The organism is Corallococcus sp. AS-1-12 (genome assembly GCF_020036995.1).
GTDB lineage: Bacteria > Myxococcota > Myxococcia > Myxococcales > Myxococcaceae > Corallococcus.
The window spans coordinates 413,306-427,615 of sequence record NZ_JAIQDD010000001.1 but is presented as its reverse complement, the minus strand read 5'-3'; the positions used below and the strand labels follow the sequence as shown (position 1 = coordinate 427,615).

At 72.2% G+C, this 14,310-nt stretch carries 12 protein-coding genes; 9 read left to right on the top strand and 3 right to left on the bottom strand.

What is annotated here, in order from left to right; genetic code table 11:
* Positions 1 to 38 precede the first annotated feature (38 nt).
* The 8 genes from K8556_RS01570 (at position 39) to K8556_RS01535 (ending at position 10,015) form a co-directional block, all read left to right on the top strand.
* Positions 39 to 1,508 (top strand): NADH-quinone oxidoreductase subunit F, encoded by a 1,470-nt coding sequence (locus K8556_RS01570; protein ID WP_223738250.1) that lies wholly within the window; start codon positions 39 to 41, stop codon positions 1,506 to 1,508.
* A complete protein-coding gene (gene fdhF / locus K8556_RS01565) occupies positions 1,496 to 4,159 on the top strand; it encodes a formate dehydrogenase subunit alpha (protein ID WP_223738249.1) in 2,664 nt (887 codons plus the stop codon). Before K8556_RS01570 ends, fdhF begins: the two co-directional genes overlap by 13 nt.
* Positions 4,160 to 4,257: 98 nt before the next feature.
* A complete protein-coding gene (locus tag K8556_RS01560; protein WP_223738248.1) occupies positions 4,258 to 5,496 on the top strand; it encodes an efflux RND transporter periplasmic adaptor subunit in 1,239 nt (412 codons plus the stop codon).
* Positions 5,493 to 6,188 (top strand): ABC transporter ATP-binding protein, encoded by a 696-nt coding sequence (locus tag K8556_RS01555; RefSeq protein ID WP_223738247.1) that lies wholly within the window; start codon positions 5,493 to 5,495, stop codon positions 6,186 to 6,188. The genes K8556_RS01560 and K8556_RS01555 overlap by 4 nt, the downstream gene beginning before the upstream one ends.
* On the top strand, positions 6,185 to 7,351 hold the full coding sequence (locus K8556_RS01550; RefSeq protein WP_223738246.1) for an FtsX-like permease family protein: 1,167 nt from the start codon (positions 6,185 to 6,187) through the stop codon (positions 7,349 to 7,351). The genes K8556_RS01555 and K8556_RS01550 overlap by 4 nt, the downstream gene beginning before the upstream one ends.
* A 3-nt stretch (positions 7,352 to 7,354) precedes the next feature.
* Positions 7,355 to 8,512: an FtsX-like permease family protein gene (locus K8556_RS01545; protein ID WP_223738245.1), complete on the top strand. Its 1,158-nt coding sequence runs from the start codon at positions 7,355 to 7,357 to the stop codon at positions 8,510 to 8,512.
* Positions 8,513 to 8,517: 5 nt separating this feature from the next.
* Positions 8,518 to 9,243 (top strand): TVP38/TMEM64 family protein, encoded by a 726-nt coding sequence (locus tag K8556_RS01540; protein ID WP_223738244.1) that lies wholly within the window; start codon positions 8,518 to 8,520, stop codon positions 9,241 to 9,243.
* A gap of 67 nt (positions 9,244 to 9,310) precedes the next feature.
* Positions 9,311 to 10,015 carry a phosphoribosyltransferase gene (locus K8556_RS01535; RefSeq protein ID WP_223738243.1) on the top strand — a complete coding sequence of 235 codons (705 nt, stop codon included), beginning with the start codon at positions 9,311 to 9,313 and terminating at the stop codon, positions 10,013 to 10,015.
* Between the two features lie 6 nt (positions 10,016 to 10,021).
* Here the strand turns inward: K8556_RS01535 and K8556_RS01530 are convergent, their stop codons facing one another.
* Positions 10,022 to 10,444, bottom strand: coding sequence for a CBS domain-containing protein (locus K8556_RS01530; RefSeq protein WP_223738242.1), 423 nt, complete (start codon positions 10,442 to 10,444; stop codon positions 10,022 to 10,024).
* Between the two features lie 256 nt (positions 10,445 to 10,700).
* Here K8556_RS01530 and K8556_RS01525 point away from each other — a divergent pair, with 256 nt between their 5' ends.
* On the top strand, positions 10,701 to 12,410 hold the full coding sequence (locus K8556_RS01525; RefSeq protein WP_223738241.1) for a glycoside hydrolase domain-containing protein: 1,710 nt from the start codon (positions 10,701 to 10,703) through the stop codon (positions 12,408 to 12,410).
* Between the two features lie 22 nt (positions 12,411 to 12,432).
* Here the strand turns inward: K8556_RS01525 and K8556_RS01520 are convergent, their stop codons facing one another.
* Both K8556_RS01520 and K8556_RS01515 read right to left on the bottom strand, forming a co-directional pair.
* Positions 12,433 to 12,795: a YciI family protein gene (locus K8556_RS01520; protein WP_223738240.1), complete on the bottom strand. Its 363-nt coding sequence runs from the start codon at positions 12,793 to 12,795 to the stop codon at positions 12,433 to 12,435.
* Positions 12,796 to 13,039: 244 nt separating this feature from the next.
* Positions 13,040 to 14,194, bottom strand: a complete 1,155-nt coding sequence (locus K8556_RS01515; protein WP_223738239.1) for a protein kinase — start codon at positions 14,192 to 14,194, stop codon at positions 13,040 to 13,042.
* Positions 14,195 to 14,310: the final 116 nt, after the last annotated feature.

Here is a 14,310-nt window from a genome sequence, read left to right as displayed (position 1 = left end):
CCCCGCGACGTGCACACCGTTGCGGGAGGAGGCGGCGCATGAAGCCAGGGCGGCACACACCCGAACTCGAATCCTTCTATCACCTCGGACCCGGCCCCCTGGGGACGCATGCCTGCCATGGCACCGCCTGCTTCGTCGCGCGCCACCTGGATGCCGTGCGCTGGCGGCAGGCCACCTCGGGTGACACCCGCGTCTACTGCCTGGGCCAGTGCTACCGGGCACCGTCCGTGACGGGAGAGGACGCCCGCCCCGAGGTGCACGTCCGGGCACCGCAAGCCATCACGCTGGGGCGCGTCGCCCAAGGCGGAGCGCGCGACCTGCCGGAGGCCACCCGCCAGGGCGCCTACGCGGCGCTGGAGCAGGCGCTGTCCTCGCCCCCCGAGGCGCTCATCGCGCAGGTGGAGCAGTCCGGGTTGCGCGGCCGGGGAGGCGCGGGCTTCCCCACCGGACGCAAGCTGCGCGCGGTGGCCGCCGCGCCAGGCGAACAGAAGACCGTCGTGGCCAACGCGGACGAGGGCGACGCCGGGGCCTATATCGACCGCTTCCTGATGGAGGACGATCCCCACGCCGTGCTGGAGGGCCTGCTCCTGGCGGCGTACGCGGTGGGCGCTCGCCGGGGCGTCATCTACGTGCGAAAGGAGTACCCGCTGGCGGCGTGCGCGCTGCACGTGGCCCTGCACGAGGCCCACCGCGAGGGCGTGCTGGGGCCACGCATCCTGGGCAGCGCGTTCTCCTGCGAGATCTCCATCGAGGTGGGGCGCGGCAGCTACCTGTGCGGCGAGGAGACGGCGCTGCTCAACGCCCTGGAGGGACGCCGGCCCTTCGTGCGCGCGCGGCCCCCCTACCCCGCCCAGGCGGGCCTGTTCGGCCAGCCCACGCTGGTGCAGAACGTGGAGACGCTCGCCAACCTCCCGTGGATCGCACGCCATGGCGGCGAGGCCTACGCGGCGCTGGGAATCCCAGGCAGCCGGGGCACGAAGGTGCTGTCGCTCAACTCGCTCTTCCAACGCCCGGGGCTCTACGAAGTGGAGCTGGGCACGCCGGTGCGCACCGTGGTGGAGGAGCTGGGAGGCGGGCTGCGCACCGGACCGCTGAAGGGCGTGCTCATTGGAGGGCCGCTGGCGGGCATCCTCCCGCCACGGCTGCTGGACACCCCGCTGGGCTTCGAGGAGCTCCGGGCCGTGGGCGCCTCCGTGGGGCACGGCGGCGTGGTGGCCTTCGACACGCACACGTCCATCGCCGCGCTGGTGCACCACGTCTTCTCCTTCGGCGCGTACGAGTCGTGCGGAAGGTGCACGCCGTGCCGCATGGGGGCCCGGCACGTCGAGCAGCTCTTCGCGCGCGTGCTGGAGACCGGCGCCGCCCCCCGTGCCGGCGCCGCGGACTGGGAGGAGGTCGCCGAGGCGCTGCGCCTCACCAGCCTGTGTGGACACGGCATCGGCCTGGGGGAGTTCGCCCGGAGCGTGCTGCGCTACTACCGGGAGGAGGTGGAGGCATGCTTCGGGTGACCATCGACGGTCAGCCTCACGAGTGCGCGCCCGGCACCGTGCTGGAGGCGCTGGAGTCCCTGGGCATCTCCCTCCCCGCGCTGTGCGCCGACGCACGCCTGACGCCGGTGGGCGCGTGCCGCACGTGCATCGTGGAGGTGCGGGGTTGCGATCATCCGGTGGCCGCCTGCACCACTCCGCTCGTGGAGGGCATGGAGGTGCGCACGCGCAGCCCCCAGGTGGAGGCGCAGCGCCGGGTGCTGCTGCGGCTGCTGGCCGCCCAGTACCCGGCCGAAGCGGTGGAGCGCCATCCGGACAAGCCCTTCCACCGCGCGCTGCGCGAGTACGGCCTGGAGGACGAGGTGCGCGGCGCACCCCGGCCGGAGTCGCTGGACGACTCGCACCCGTATCTCCACGTGGACATGTCCCAGTGCATCCACTGTTACCGCTGCGTGCGCATCTGCGACGACGTGCAGGGCCAGTTCGTCTGGCGGGTGTGGAACCGCGGCGCCGCGACGCACATCCTCCCGGACGGGCCGGACCTGAGGCAGAGCTCGTGCGTGTCCTGCGGGGCGTGCGTGGACAGTTGCCCCACCGGCGCGCTGGAGGACCGCACCCTGCTGGACCGGGGCTGGCCGGAAGCATGGACGCGGACCATCTGCTCCTACTGCGGCGTGGGCTGCGAGATGGACGTGGGCACGCGGGACGGCCGCATCGTCACCGTGCGCCCCTCCCGCGAGGGCCCGTCCAACCGGGGCCACCTGTGCTCCAAGGGGCGCTATGCCTTCGACTTCGTGACGGCGCCGGACCGCGTCACCGTGCCGCTCCTGCGCGAGGCGGGCGGCTGGCGGCGGGCCTCGTGGGACGAGGCGCTGGGCTTCATCGCGGAGCGCCTGCGCCGCCTGCGGGACGCGCACGGCCCGGACTCGGTGGGCATGCTGGGCTCCGCGCGGGCCACCAACGAGGAGAACTACCTGGCGCAGAAGCTGGCCCGCGTGGTGCTGGGGACGAACAACGTGGACTGCTGCGCCCGCGTGTGCCACGCGCCCAGCGCCGCCGGGCTGAAGCGGATGCTGGGCACGGGCGCCGCCACCAACTCCTTCGAGGACGTGGAGCACGCGCGCACCCTGCTGGTGGCGGGCAGCAACACCACGGAGTGCCACCCCGTCGTCGGCGCCCGCATCAAGCAGGCGGCGCTCCGGGGCGCGAAGCTCATCGTCATCGACTCGCGGCGCACGGAGCTGGCGCGCTACGCGGACGTGCACCTGCGGCCCCGGCCCGGCACGGACGTGCCGCTGCTCAACGCGCTGGCCCAGGTCATCGTGACCGAGGGCCTGTGCGCCCCGGACTTCCTGCGCGAGCGCGTGGACGCCGTGGAGGACTTCCAGGCCTTCATCCGCGACTGGACGCCCGAGCGCGCCGCGCGGCTGTGCGAGGTGGACGCGGAGGACCTCCGGAAGGCCGCGCGCCTCTACGCCACGCACGGCCCGTCCATGATGGTGCACGGGCTGGGCATGACGGAGCACGTGCAGGGCACGGAGACGGTCATGGCGCTGGTGAACCTGGCGCTCCTCACGGGCAACCTCGGCGGGCCGGGCATGGGCGTCAACCCGCTGCGCGGACAGAACAACGTGCAGGGCTCCGCGCACATGGGCTGCGAGCCGGGGCAGCTCACCGGCTACGTCCCCTTGGAGGAGCACCGCGCCCGCTTCGAGGACGCCTGGGGCGCGCCCCTGCCCTCCACGCCGGGGATGGATCTGATGCGGATGATGGAGGCGGCGCGCGGCGGGCGGCTCAAGGCGCTGTGGGCCTTCGGCTACGACGTGCTGCTCACCAACCCGGGGGCGAACACCACGCGCGAGGCGCTGGAGCGGCTGGAGCTGCTGGTGGTGCAGGACCTGTTCCTCAACGAGACGGCGAAGGCCCTGGGCCACGTCTTCCTGCCCGCGTGCACGTCGTTCGAGAAGGACGGCACGTTCATGAACGGCGAGCGGCGCGTGCAGCGGGTGCGCGCGTCGCTGCCCCCCATGGGAGAGTCCCTGCCGGACTGGGAGATCCTCTGCCGTGCGGCGCGCGCGCTGGGACACCCCGAGGGCTTCGCGTTCACCTCTCCGGAAGAAATCTGGAACGAGGTACGGCGCGTGTGGCCCGTGGGCGCGGGTCTGTCATATGCGCGGCTGGAGCGCGGCGGTCTCCAGTGGCCCTGCCCTGACGAAACGCACCCGGGCACCCGGGTGCTGCACACCCGTGGCTTTTCCCTGGGCCCACGGGCGGCGCTGCGCCGTATCGGCTACACGCCGTCGCCGGAGGCGCGCTCGGACGACTTCCCCTTCGTGTTGATGACGGGCCGGCGGCTGTATGGGTTCAACGCGGGCACCATGACGTCACGCACGCCCCACGCGCGGCTCCAACCCGGGGACTGGCTGGACATGGCCCCGGCGGACGCGGAGCGGCTGGGGCTCCAGGAGGGCGCGCGCGTGCGGGTGCGCAGCCGCCATGGCGAGGCGGTGCTGCCCATGCGCCGCGCGGAAGGACTGCGGCCCGGCGAGCTCTTCACCACCTTCCACACCGCGGAGACCTTCATCAACGCCGTCATCGGACCGCATCAGGACCCGTATACCCATACGCCCGACTACAAGGTCACGGCCGTCCAGGTGGAGCACGTGGAGTAGCCGGGGCGCGGCGGCGAGCGGCGCCTCGCTCGTGGCACCCCGCCCTCCGCCTCCCTACCCTCATCCACGAGGTCCCGGAGTCCGGGCCGGGAGGTGCCATGGCCGACGCACAGTCCCAGACCGCGTTGAGCGCCCTGCGCATCGACCGCTCCGCCGCTCCCGTGAAGCGGCGGCGCAGGCTGCGCTGGCTCATCCCCGCCGGGCTCCTGGTGGGGGTGCTCGTCCTGGTGGCGGCCCTGGTGGCGCGCCGCGCGCCCACCGTGCGCGTGGCCGAGGTGCGCGAGCCGCTCCCCGGCGAGCAGCAGACGGAGCTGTCCGCCTCCGGCTACGTCGACTCGCGGCGCCGCTCGGTCATCGCGCCGCTCGTCGCGGGCCAGCTCGTGCAGGTCGCCGTGGAGGAAGGCGAGGCCGTGCGCAAGGGCCAGGTGATTGCCCGGCTGGATGACCGGGACGCCCGCGTGGTGCTGGACCGCGCCGAGGCGGCGGTGCGGGCCTCCGAGGCCCAGCTCGCCGCCTCCGAGGCCCAGACCCTCAACGCGGAGCGCACCACGCAGCGCACGCGCAACCTCGCCAGTCAGGGCGTCATCCCCCGCGCCCAGCTCCTGGACGTGGAGACCGCGGGCCGCGCCACGGAGGAGGCCCTCAACCAGGCCCGGTCGCAGCTCGCCGTCGCCCGCCGTGCGAGCGAGGCGGCCCGCCTCCAGCTCACGCACACCGTGGTGCGCGCGCCGTTCGACGGCACCGTGTCGAAGAAGCTCGCGAACGAGGGCGCGGTGCTCGCGCCGGCCGCCCTCACCGGCACCAACCTGGGCGGCATCGTGGAGCTGGTGGACCTCAACGCCCTGGAGGTCGAGGCCGAGGTCAGCGAGGAGCAGCTCTCACGCATCCGCATCGGCCAGCCCGCGCTCATCTTCCTGGACGCCATGCCGGAGCGCGCCTTCCCGGGGACGGCGACCACGGTGCGCCCCGCCATCGACCGCTCCAAGGCCACCGCCACCGTGCTGGTGCGCTTCCAGTCCGTCCCCCAGGGCGCGCTGCCGGACATGGGCGCCAAGGTGTCCTTCCTCCGCCAGCCGCTGCCCCCCGGGGAGCTGGCCGCGAAAGGACAGCCGCCGCGCGTGCCCGCCAGCGCGGTGGTGCGCGACGCGAAGGGCGCCGCCGTGTGGGTGGTGAAGGACGGGCGGACCACGCGCCAGCCGGTGCGCGTGGGCGAGCGCGTGGGGGACGAGGTTTCCCTGACGCAGGGGCCGGGCGCGGGCACGCAGGTGGTCGTGGCCCCGGATCCGAAGCGCCTCCGCGACGGCCGGCGCGTGAAGGTGCAGGCGGGGGGCGGATGAGCCTGGATGCGCCATCCGCGACGGCCCCCATGGTGCGCCTCCAGGGCGTGTCCAAGACGTACCGGCGCGGCACGGTGGAGGTGCCCGTGCTGGCCGGGGTGGACCTGACCATCGGCACCGGCGCCTTCGAGGCCTTCATGGGTCCGTCCGGCTCCGGCAAGTCCACGCTGCTCAACCTCGTCTCCGGGTTGGACCGGCCCACCACGGGCGTCGTCGAGGTGGCCGGCCGGGACCTGGCGGAGATGGACGACCGGGAGCTCAGCGACTGGCGCGCCGCCCACGTGGGCTTCGTGTTCCAGCTCTACAACCTCATCCCCGTGCTCACCGCGGCGGAGAACGTGGAGCTGCCCCTGTTGCTCACGCCGCTGACGCGCGGGGAGCGGCGCCAGCACGTGGCCGCGGCGCTGGAGCTGGTGGGGCTGGGCCACCGCGTGGGCCACCGCCCGCCGCAGATGTCCGGCGGCGAGCAGCAGCGCGTGGCCATCGCCCGCGCCATCGTCTCCGACCCGGACCTCATCATCGCGGACGAGCCCACGGGGGACCTGGACCGCAAGGCGGCGGAGGCCGTGCTGGATCTCTTCGGCGTGCTCCACCGGGACCTGCACAAGACGCTCGTCATGGTGACGCACGACCCGCACGCCGCCGAGCGCGCGGGCCGCGTGCACCACCTGGACAAGGGGGTGCTCCAGTGAACTACGTGGGACTCGCGGGCCGCGACCTGATGCGAAACCCGCTGCGGCTGACGCTCACCGTCCTCGCGGGCGCGGTGGGCGTGACGGCCTTCATCTTCCTGAGCACCGTCGTCGACATGTTCTATTACAACGCGCGGGCCGCGCAGGTGGACCGGCTCATCGTCCGCAACAAGGTGTCCTTCACCCAGCCGCTGCCGCTGTCCTACTACGCGCGCATCGCCGCGCTGCCGGGCGTCACCTCCGTCACGCACCAGGAGTGGTTCGGCGGCACGCTGGGCGACACGCAGAAGGACTTCTTCGCCAACTTCGCCATCGACGCCCGCACCTTCCTGGACGTCTTCCCGGAGTTCATCGTCCCGCCCGCGCAGCTCGCCGCCTTCCGCGGTGACCCATGCGGCGCGCTCGTGGGGGAGCAACTGGCCCGGCGCTTCGGGTGGAAGGCGGGGGACCGGGTGACGCTCAAGGGGCAGCTCTACCCCGGCGACTGGACGTTCAACGTGCACGGCATCTACCGAGGCGCGCGGCCCGGCGTGGACACCACCGCGCTGGTGTTCGGCTACCGCTGCCTCAACGAGAGCGACCGGCTGACCGAGGCCATGAAGGACAAGGTCGGCATCTACGCGGTGCGCGTGGACGACCCGTCGCGCTCGGCCGAGGTGGCGGCGGCCATCGACCACCTGTTCGACAACAGCCCCTACCCGACGAAGACGGAGAGCGAGAAGGCCTTCCAGTTGGGCTTCGTGGCCATGTCCTCCGCCATCGTCACCGCCGTGCGGGTGGTGTCCTCCGTCATCCTGCTCATCATCCTGCTCGTCATCGGCAACACGCTGGCCATGGGCGTGCGCGAGCGCACCCGGGACATCGCCACCCTGCGAGCCCTGGGCTTCCGCCCGCGCACCGTGGTGGCGCTCGTCTTGGCCGAGTCCTCCTTCATCGGCCTGTGCTCGGCGGCGCTGGGCGTGACGGCCGCGCCGGTGCTGGTGAGCCTCTTCGCGAAGCTCATCGCCTCGCGGTTCGGCCCCATGCCGGACCACCTCACGCGCTGGCACACGCTCTGGGTCTCCGCGCTCGCGGCGGTGGCGGTGGCCCTGCTGGCGGGCGTGGGGCCGGCGCTGCGCGCGGTGCGGCTTCCTGTGGCGGAAGGCCTGCGGAAGGTGGCCTGAGCGATGGTGCCGCTCTTCTACAACGCCCGCAGCCTGTGGGCGCGCCGGCTGTCCACCGGCCTCACGGTGGTGGGGCTGGGGCTCGTCGTCTTCGTCTTCTCCGCGGTGCTGATGCTGGCCAACGGCATCGAGTCCGCGCTGGCCTCCGGAGGGGACGCGTCCAACGTCGTGGTGCTGCGAAAAGGGGCCACCAGCGAGCTGGTCAGCGGCATGGAGCGGGACGCGGTGCGCATCCTCGCCACGGAGCCCCAGGTGGCGTCCGGGGCGGACGGCCAGCCGCTGGTGGCCGGAGAGCGGGTGGTGCTGCTGACGCTGCCCAGCGGCAGCACGAAGGCGATGAACACGTCCGCGCGAGGCATCAGCGCGGAGAGCTTCGAGGCGCGGCCGGAGGTCCAGCTCGTCGCCGGGCGCAGGCCCCGGCCGGGCACCAACGAGGTGGTGCTGGGCCGCTCGCTCGTCGGGACGTCACCGGAGGCCACGCTGGGAGGGGAGCTGCGGTTCGCCCGGCAGCGCTGGCCGGTGGTGGGCGTCATCGCCGCCCGGGGCGGCGCCTTCGAGTCCGAGGTGTGGGCGGACGCCATGCGCCTGGGCACGGCGTTCGGCCGCGACGACTTCAGCTCCGCGGTGGTGCGGCTGCGCTCGCCCGCGGAGGTGGACGCCTTCGTGAAGCGGGTGGACGCCAACCCTCGCTTCACGCTGGAGGCCAAGCCGGAGCCGAAGTACTGGGCGGATCAGGCCAGCGGGCTGGCGGCCTTCATCCGGGTGCTGGGCCTCTTCGTGTCCTTCGTCTTCAGCGTGGGCGCGGTGCTGGGGGCGATGATCACCATGTACGCGCAGGTGGCGACGCGCGTCGCGGAGCTGGGGATGCTGCGCGCGGTGGGCTTCCGGCGGCGCAGCGTGCTGGCCAGCGTGGTGGTGGAGTCCGCCATGCTGGGCGCGGCCGGAGGCGTGCTGGGCGCGCTGGGCGCGTTGGCCACGCGGTGGATCCACATCCGCACGCTCAACTTCCAGACGTTCGCGGCGGTGAGCTTCGGCTTCTCCCCCACCCCCGCCATCCTGCTGGGCGCGCTGCTGTTCGGCACGGCGATGGGGCTGTTGGGCGGGCTGCTGCCCGCGCTGCGCGCCGCGCGTCTGTCCATCCTGGACGCGCTGCGCGCCTGAAGGCCATGAACCCCTCCTCCCAACCCCAGGGCGAGCGTCATGGGCTCCCCGCCATGTGGGGCCGGGCGCTCCTGCTGGGGCTGCTGCTCGTCGGACTGGCGCTGCTCGCGTCCTCGGAGGCGTTCCAGTCCCGCCTGCGCCAGGTCGTCGACGCGGTCGCGCCGATCATCTCCACGCATCCGGTGTGGGGCGCGGTGCTCTTCGTCATCCTCTCCGCCCTGTCGGCGATGCTCGCCTTCTTCTCCAGCGCGCTGCTGCTGCCGGTGGCGATCCAGGCCTGGGGAAAGGCGATCAGCGCGCTCTTGCTCTGGGTGGGCTGGATGCTGGGCGGCGCGTGCGCGTACGGCATCGCCCGCGCATGGGGCAGGCCCGTCATCCGCAGGCTCACCTCCGCCAGCCTGCTCGCCCGTTACGAGGAGCGCATCTCCCGGCGCACGCCCTTCGGGGTGGTGCTCCTCTTCCAGCTCGCCGTCCCCTCCGAGATCCCGGGCTACGTGCTCGGGCTCGCGCGCTATGGCCTGCGCCGCTACCTGGCCGTGCTCGCCCTGGCGGAGCTCCCCTACGCGGTGGGCACGGTCTACCTGGGCGCCAGCGTCCTGGAGCGCCGCACCTCCGTGCTGCTGGGCCTGGGCGCGGCCGGCATCCTCGTGGGCCTGTGGGCCTTCCATCTGCTGCGCAAGCGCCTCGGCGCGCGGTCGCCAGCGGGCCGGAGGGGGGATGGCACCTCGTGACCTGCCACGGCCGGCAGCGGGCCCCACTTTGTTCCGGATGCCACGGTCACTTTCGGGAGAGCACGCCATGCCTGTTTCCTGCTCGGGGGAGCAGCCCCTGTACTTCGAGGACCGTGTGGATGCGGGCCGGCGGTTGGCGCGGAGGCTGCTCGAGCGCGGCTACACGGGCGAGGACACCCTCGTCGTGGGGCTGCCCCGGGGCGGCGTCCCTGTCGCCTACGAGGTGGCGGCGGCGCTGGGCGCCCCCTTGGATGTCTGCGTGGTGAAAAAGCTCTGCGCACCGGAGTACCCGGAGCTGGGCCTGGGGGCGGTGGCGGAGGGAGGCGTCATCTTCCTCAACCGGAAGCTGATGGACGAGCTGGCCCTCAAGGAGGACGACCTCCGTGGAGCCATCCGCCAGAAGACCGCCGAGGTGGACGCACGCGTGAGGTGCTTCCGCCAGGAGGCCAGGCCGTCGCGGGTGGAGGGAAGGCGCATCATCCTCGTCGATGACGGCATCGCGACCGGAGCCACCGTCCGGGCGGCCCTCCAGGCGCTGCGCGCGAGGAGGCCGGGGCGGCTGGTCCTCGCCGTCCCCGTGGCGGACACCCTGACGCTCAACGAGCTGAAGCCGCTGGTGGATGACGTGGTGTGCGAGTGCTCCACCCTGTCGATGTCCGCGATCGGCCAGTGGTACCGCGACTTCCTCCAGGTGCCCGACGAGGAGGTGGTGGAGCTGCTGGCGCTGGCGCGGAGCACCTCCAAGCGGCGCCGTGGCACGGTCCCGGGATGACCGGGCTCAGGGCCCCTGGTTGTCGCGAACGGCGGCGGCGGTCTGGTCCAGCTCCGCGGACAGCAGCACCCAGAGGTCATCGAGCGAGACGAGCCCCGCCACGTGTCCCTGCTCGTCCACGATGGGCAGGCGGCGCACGCGGTGCTGCCGGAAGGCGAAGAGGGTCCTGTCGATGGAGTCCTCCTGACGGACGACGACGGGCCGGGACGACATGGCATCCGAGACGGGGGTGGCGGCCGGGTCCTTCCGTGCGGCCAGCACCCGGGTCACGATGTCCCGGTCCGTCAGCATGCCCACCGGACGCAGGTCCTGCTGCACCACGACGAGCGCGCCCACGTGCTGGTCGCGCAGTGCCTCCGCGGCCTCGGACACGCTCTGCGTGGGCTGGATGATGGCCACCGGCTTGCGGCAGAACCTTGCGAGCGACATGGTGCCTCCCCGGACGTCGCGGCCGTGCGTCCAGTCGCACGTCCCGTTGGCGAGGTGTCCCCGCGCGCGTCCTCCTCCCCAGGACGCAGCGCACGCCAGCGGCCGGATGCAACCCACGGCCCCCCCCGGCGCCGCCACCATGGCCCGAGTCGTACCGGAGGGCAGACCGGATGCCCGCCGGTGTCGGATGCCCTACGGGCGCTGGTACCGGGGGACGGCTTGCCGCAATCCCTCTCAAATCCCAGCCTGGGATGCCATGCAACTCCTCAAGCTGGGACTCGCCTGTGTGTTGTTGCTGGGGAGCCAGGTTGCCTGGGCGCATCCGTCGCGTCCGGCCGTCTGGGGCGAAAGCGCGATGGTGAAGGTGCGCCCGGAGACGCCTCCCCGCGTCCAGCGCTCCGTGTCGCTGACCGCCGCGCGCAACGAGTTCGTGTCGTTCCAGGTGGTGCTTCACGGAGGCCGCTCGGGCCTGCGGGGCGTGAGCGCCGTCCTGCCGGAGCTCCTCGGGCCCCGGTCGCGCATCCAGGGCGGGGACCTGCTGCTCTACCGGGAAGCGCTCCTGGACATCACGACACCCACGCCTCCGGGGACCACCCCCGGGCGGTGGCCGGATGGCCTGGTGCCGGACGTGGACGAGGTCGTCGGCGAGAAGCGTCTGGCCTTCCCCTTCGACGTGCCCGCGGGCGAATCCCGCGCCATCTGGGTGGACGTGCACGTGCCGCCCCACGCGCGCCCCGGCAACTACCGCGGCGCCGTCTCCGTGAAGGGTGACGGCTTCACGTCGCGAGTGGAGGTGCGCCTCCAGGTGGTGGATGCCCGCCTGCCGAGCACGTCCTCGCTGCGCAGCGCCTTCCTGCTCTGGCCGCCCCACGTGTGCCGTGCCTTCACCGGAGATCCGGTGTGCCCCGTGGACACCCAGGTGCGCCTGCTGAAGCTCTTCCACCGGATGGCGCTGGAGCACCGCCTCACGCTGGCGAGCGCCTTCCCCCGCGAGGTGAACCTGCCCACGTGGGACCTGCCGGACTACGAGACGTTCAATGAGCGCTGGGGGCCGTTCCTCGACGGCACCGCCCCCAACCGCCTGCCCGGGGCGCGCATGACGGCGTTGCAGTACCTGGGGCCGGCCAACGGCGCGGCCCTGACCGAGTTCCAGACGGAGGCGGAGGCGCGCGGCTGGCTGTCACGCTCCTTCGACTACGTGGGGGATGAGCCGCCCTACGGCACCACCTGGGAGGCCGTGGCGGCCCGGGCCGAGCTCACCCGCACGGCGGCCCCGAAGCTGCGCACGCTGCTGACCAGCACCGTCACCGAGGTGGAGGCCCACGGGCTGCTGGAGGAGATCGACATCCTCACCGTGCTGGTCAACTTCATCGACGGAACCCAGCCTCCCTACGTGGGGGACCAGCGCCCGAAGTACGATGACTTCCTCGACCTGCCCCACCGGGAGCTGTGGCTGTACCAGAGCTGCGCGAGCCACGGCTGTTCCGCCTCGGAGCCGCCCCCGCCGGAGAACAAGCCCGGCCAGGGCTGGCCCTCGTACATGGTGGACCGCTCGGCGGCGAAGGCGCGCGGCATGCAGTGGCTGGACTTCATCAACGGCGCCAGCGGCGAGCTGTACTACCAGACGGTGGGCCTGCTCTACACCGCGTGGACGACGCAGTTCCGCTTCAATGGCAACGGTGACGGCACGCTCTTCTATCCGGGGCTGCCCTCCATCATCGGCGGCACCACCGAGATCCCCCTGCCCTCCATGCGCATGAAGCTCATCCGGCAGGGCATGCAGGACTACGAATGGCTGAAGCTGGTGAGTGACGCGGGAGACCCGGCGTATGCGCGCGCCGTGGCCCGGAAGCTCATCCCGCACGCCTGGGCGGTCCCCGACGACGGCGAGGCCTTCGACCGGGCGCGGCTCCAGCTCATCCGGCGCTACCTGCAGTTGTGCCGCGACCGCGCCACGGCGCCGTAGGCCATGGCGCGCGCGGCCCTGCTCACGGCTCGTAGCAGGGGCCGCTCTGGCGGACCTCGACGGTGGACCACTCCGCCGCGGGGCACTGCGTGGCCAGCTCCAGCGCCTCCTCGCGCGTCTTCACGTCGATGAGGAAGAAGCCGCCGATGATCTCCTTGGACTCGGTGAAGGGCCCGTCGCTGAAGCTGAGCTTCCCGTCGCGCCGCTCCACCCGGACGCCCTCCGCGTCCGAGCGCAGGGAGTCCGCCGCCTGGAGGATGCCGCGCGCCTGGAGCGAAGCCCCGAAGCTCCGCATGCGCTCCATCCGGTCCGCCGCGACGCGCTTCTCCTCCGCCGTCTGGGGCTTCCCGCCCCCCGTCTGCATCACCACCAGCATGTACGACATGGCCCGCTCCTTGTTGGGGGCGCAGCCTATGCCACCGGTCCGACGCGGCCACCACTCCCCTTGGGTTCGCCAAGGGGAGCGTCCCCTTCGCCAGGTCGGCAGGAAACCTCACGCAGGACGCGCGGTGACCCACCTGCCGCCCTGGTTTCGCTTGGGACGCCATGCCGTTCTGTTCCCGGCTGTGCCCCTTCAATCCACGCTGGAGGGGCACACCGGGGGCACATGCGCCGGGGCATCCGGGAGGCTAGTTCGTGCTGATCTCGTCCTGGGACACCTGGGGGCCCCGAGGGCGCCGCATGCCCAGTTCGATCATCACTTCGCGGGATCGCTTCGCCATCTCGTGCAGCTCCGCCACTGCTTCCTTCCTGCCGTAGGCGGCTCCCTCTCCAAGCCACCGTCGCAGGTCCGCCGCCAGCTCGCACGCCGTCTGGTAGCGGGCGTCGGGGCGGGGTTGGAGGAGCTTGCGCAGCGTCACGCGCAACCCCTGCGGAAGCGGCTCCGTCAATGCCTCCAGGTCCGCCTGTGTGTAGGTCGCCGCGCGCCAGATGGCATCCGCCACCATCGGCGGGCTACCCGCAAGCTGAGCCCGCTTGATGGCATGCCGAACGCGCCTGCGTTGCCGGACCGAAAGCGCGCTCTTCGCCTCTTCGGTCAAGTCATCCGGGGCATCGAGGATGTTCTTCCCCGTCGCGAGTTCAAGCAGGACATTGCCCAGGGCGAAGAGGTCTGAACGCGAATCCACGCGGCCTGTCAGGAGCATTTCCGGGGACGAGTAGAAGGCATCCCCCTGCGGCCGACGCACCGTGGACGAAACGCGGCCTGGCAGGTCCGACAGGGTGAGCCCGAAGTCGGAGATCCGCACATCGCCGTTCCAATCGACGAAGAGGTTCTCCACGTCGAGCGCCCGATGGACGATGTTGAGGGGGCGCCCCCGCTCATCCTGCGCATCGTGGGCATGCTCCAGGGCCTCCGCGACGCGAGCCCCGACATGGAGCGCGAAGAGGGGCGAGAACCGGCGACCGCACTCCCCGGCGAGCGTCAGCAGGTTGCTGATGCTGTGGCCTGACGGATGCTCGGTGATGACGTACCAGCACCCTTCCGCCTTGTGCAGCCCGTGGACGCGAAGAATGGCCGGATGGTCGAGGTACGTCGCGAGGCGCACCTGCTCTTCCAGCTTCGTCCGCGCACGCCTGACGCGGGGCAGCTCCGTCAGATTCGGAACGCCGACCGCCTTGAGCAGCACCTTGCCTCGGATGCTGCCCTCGGGAGTGCGGCGCCGGGCCAACAGGAGGCTCAACCCGTGGTGGACCTCTCCCAGGTCTTCGCGGAACTCGTACTGGAAGCCGTCCCGCGTGAAGAGAATGGCCCCGCGTGGAAGCCTGAACTCACTTGCCGACATGCGCTTTCCTCCACTCGCGCAGGCATTCAAACCAACGCGTCACGGGGACGTTACCCGTGGGATGGGAAGAAACGGAACGACCCTGGGAGGTCATGTCGCGCTTGCGGAGAAGGGGC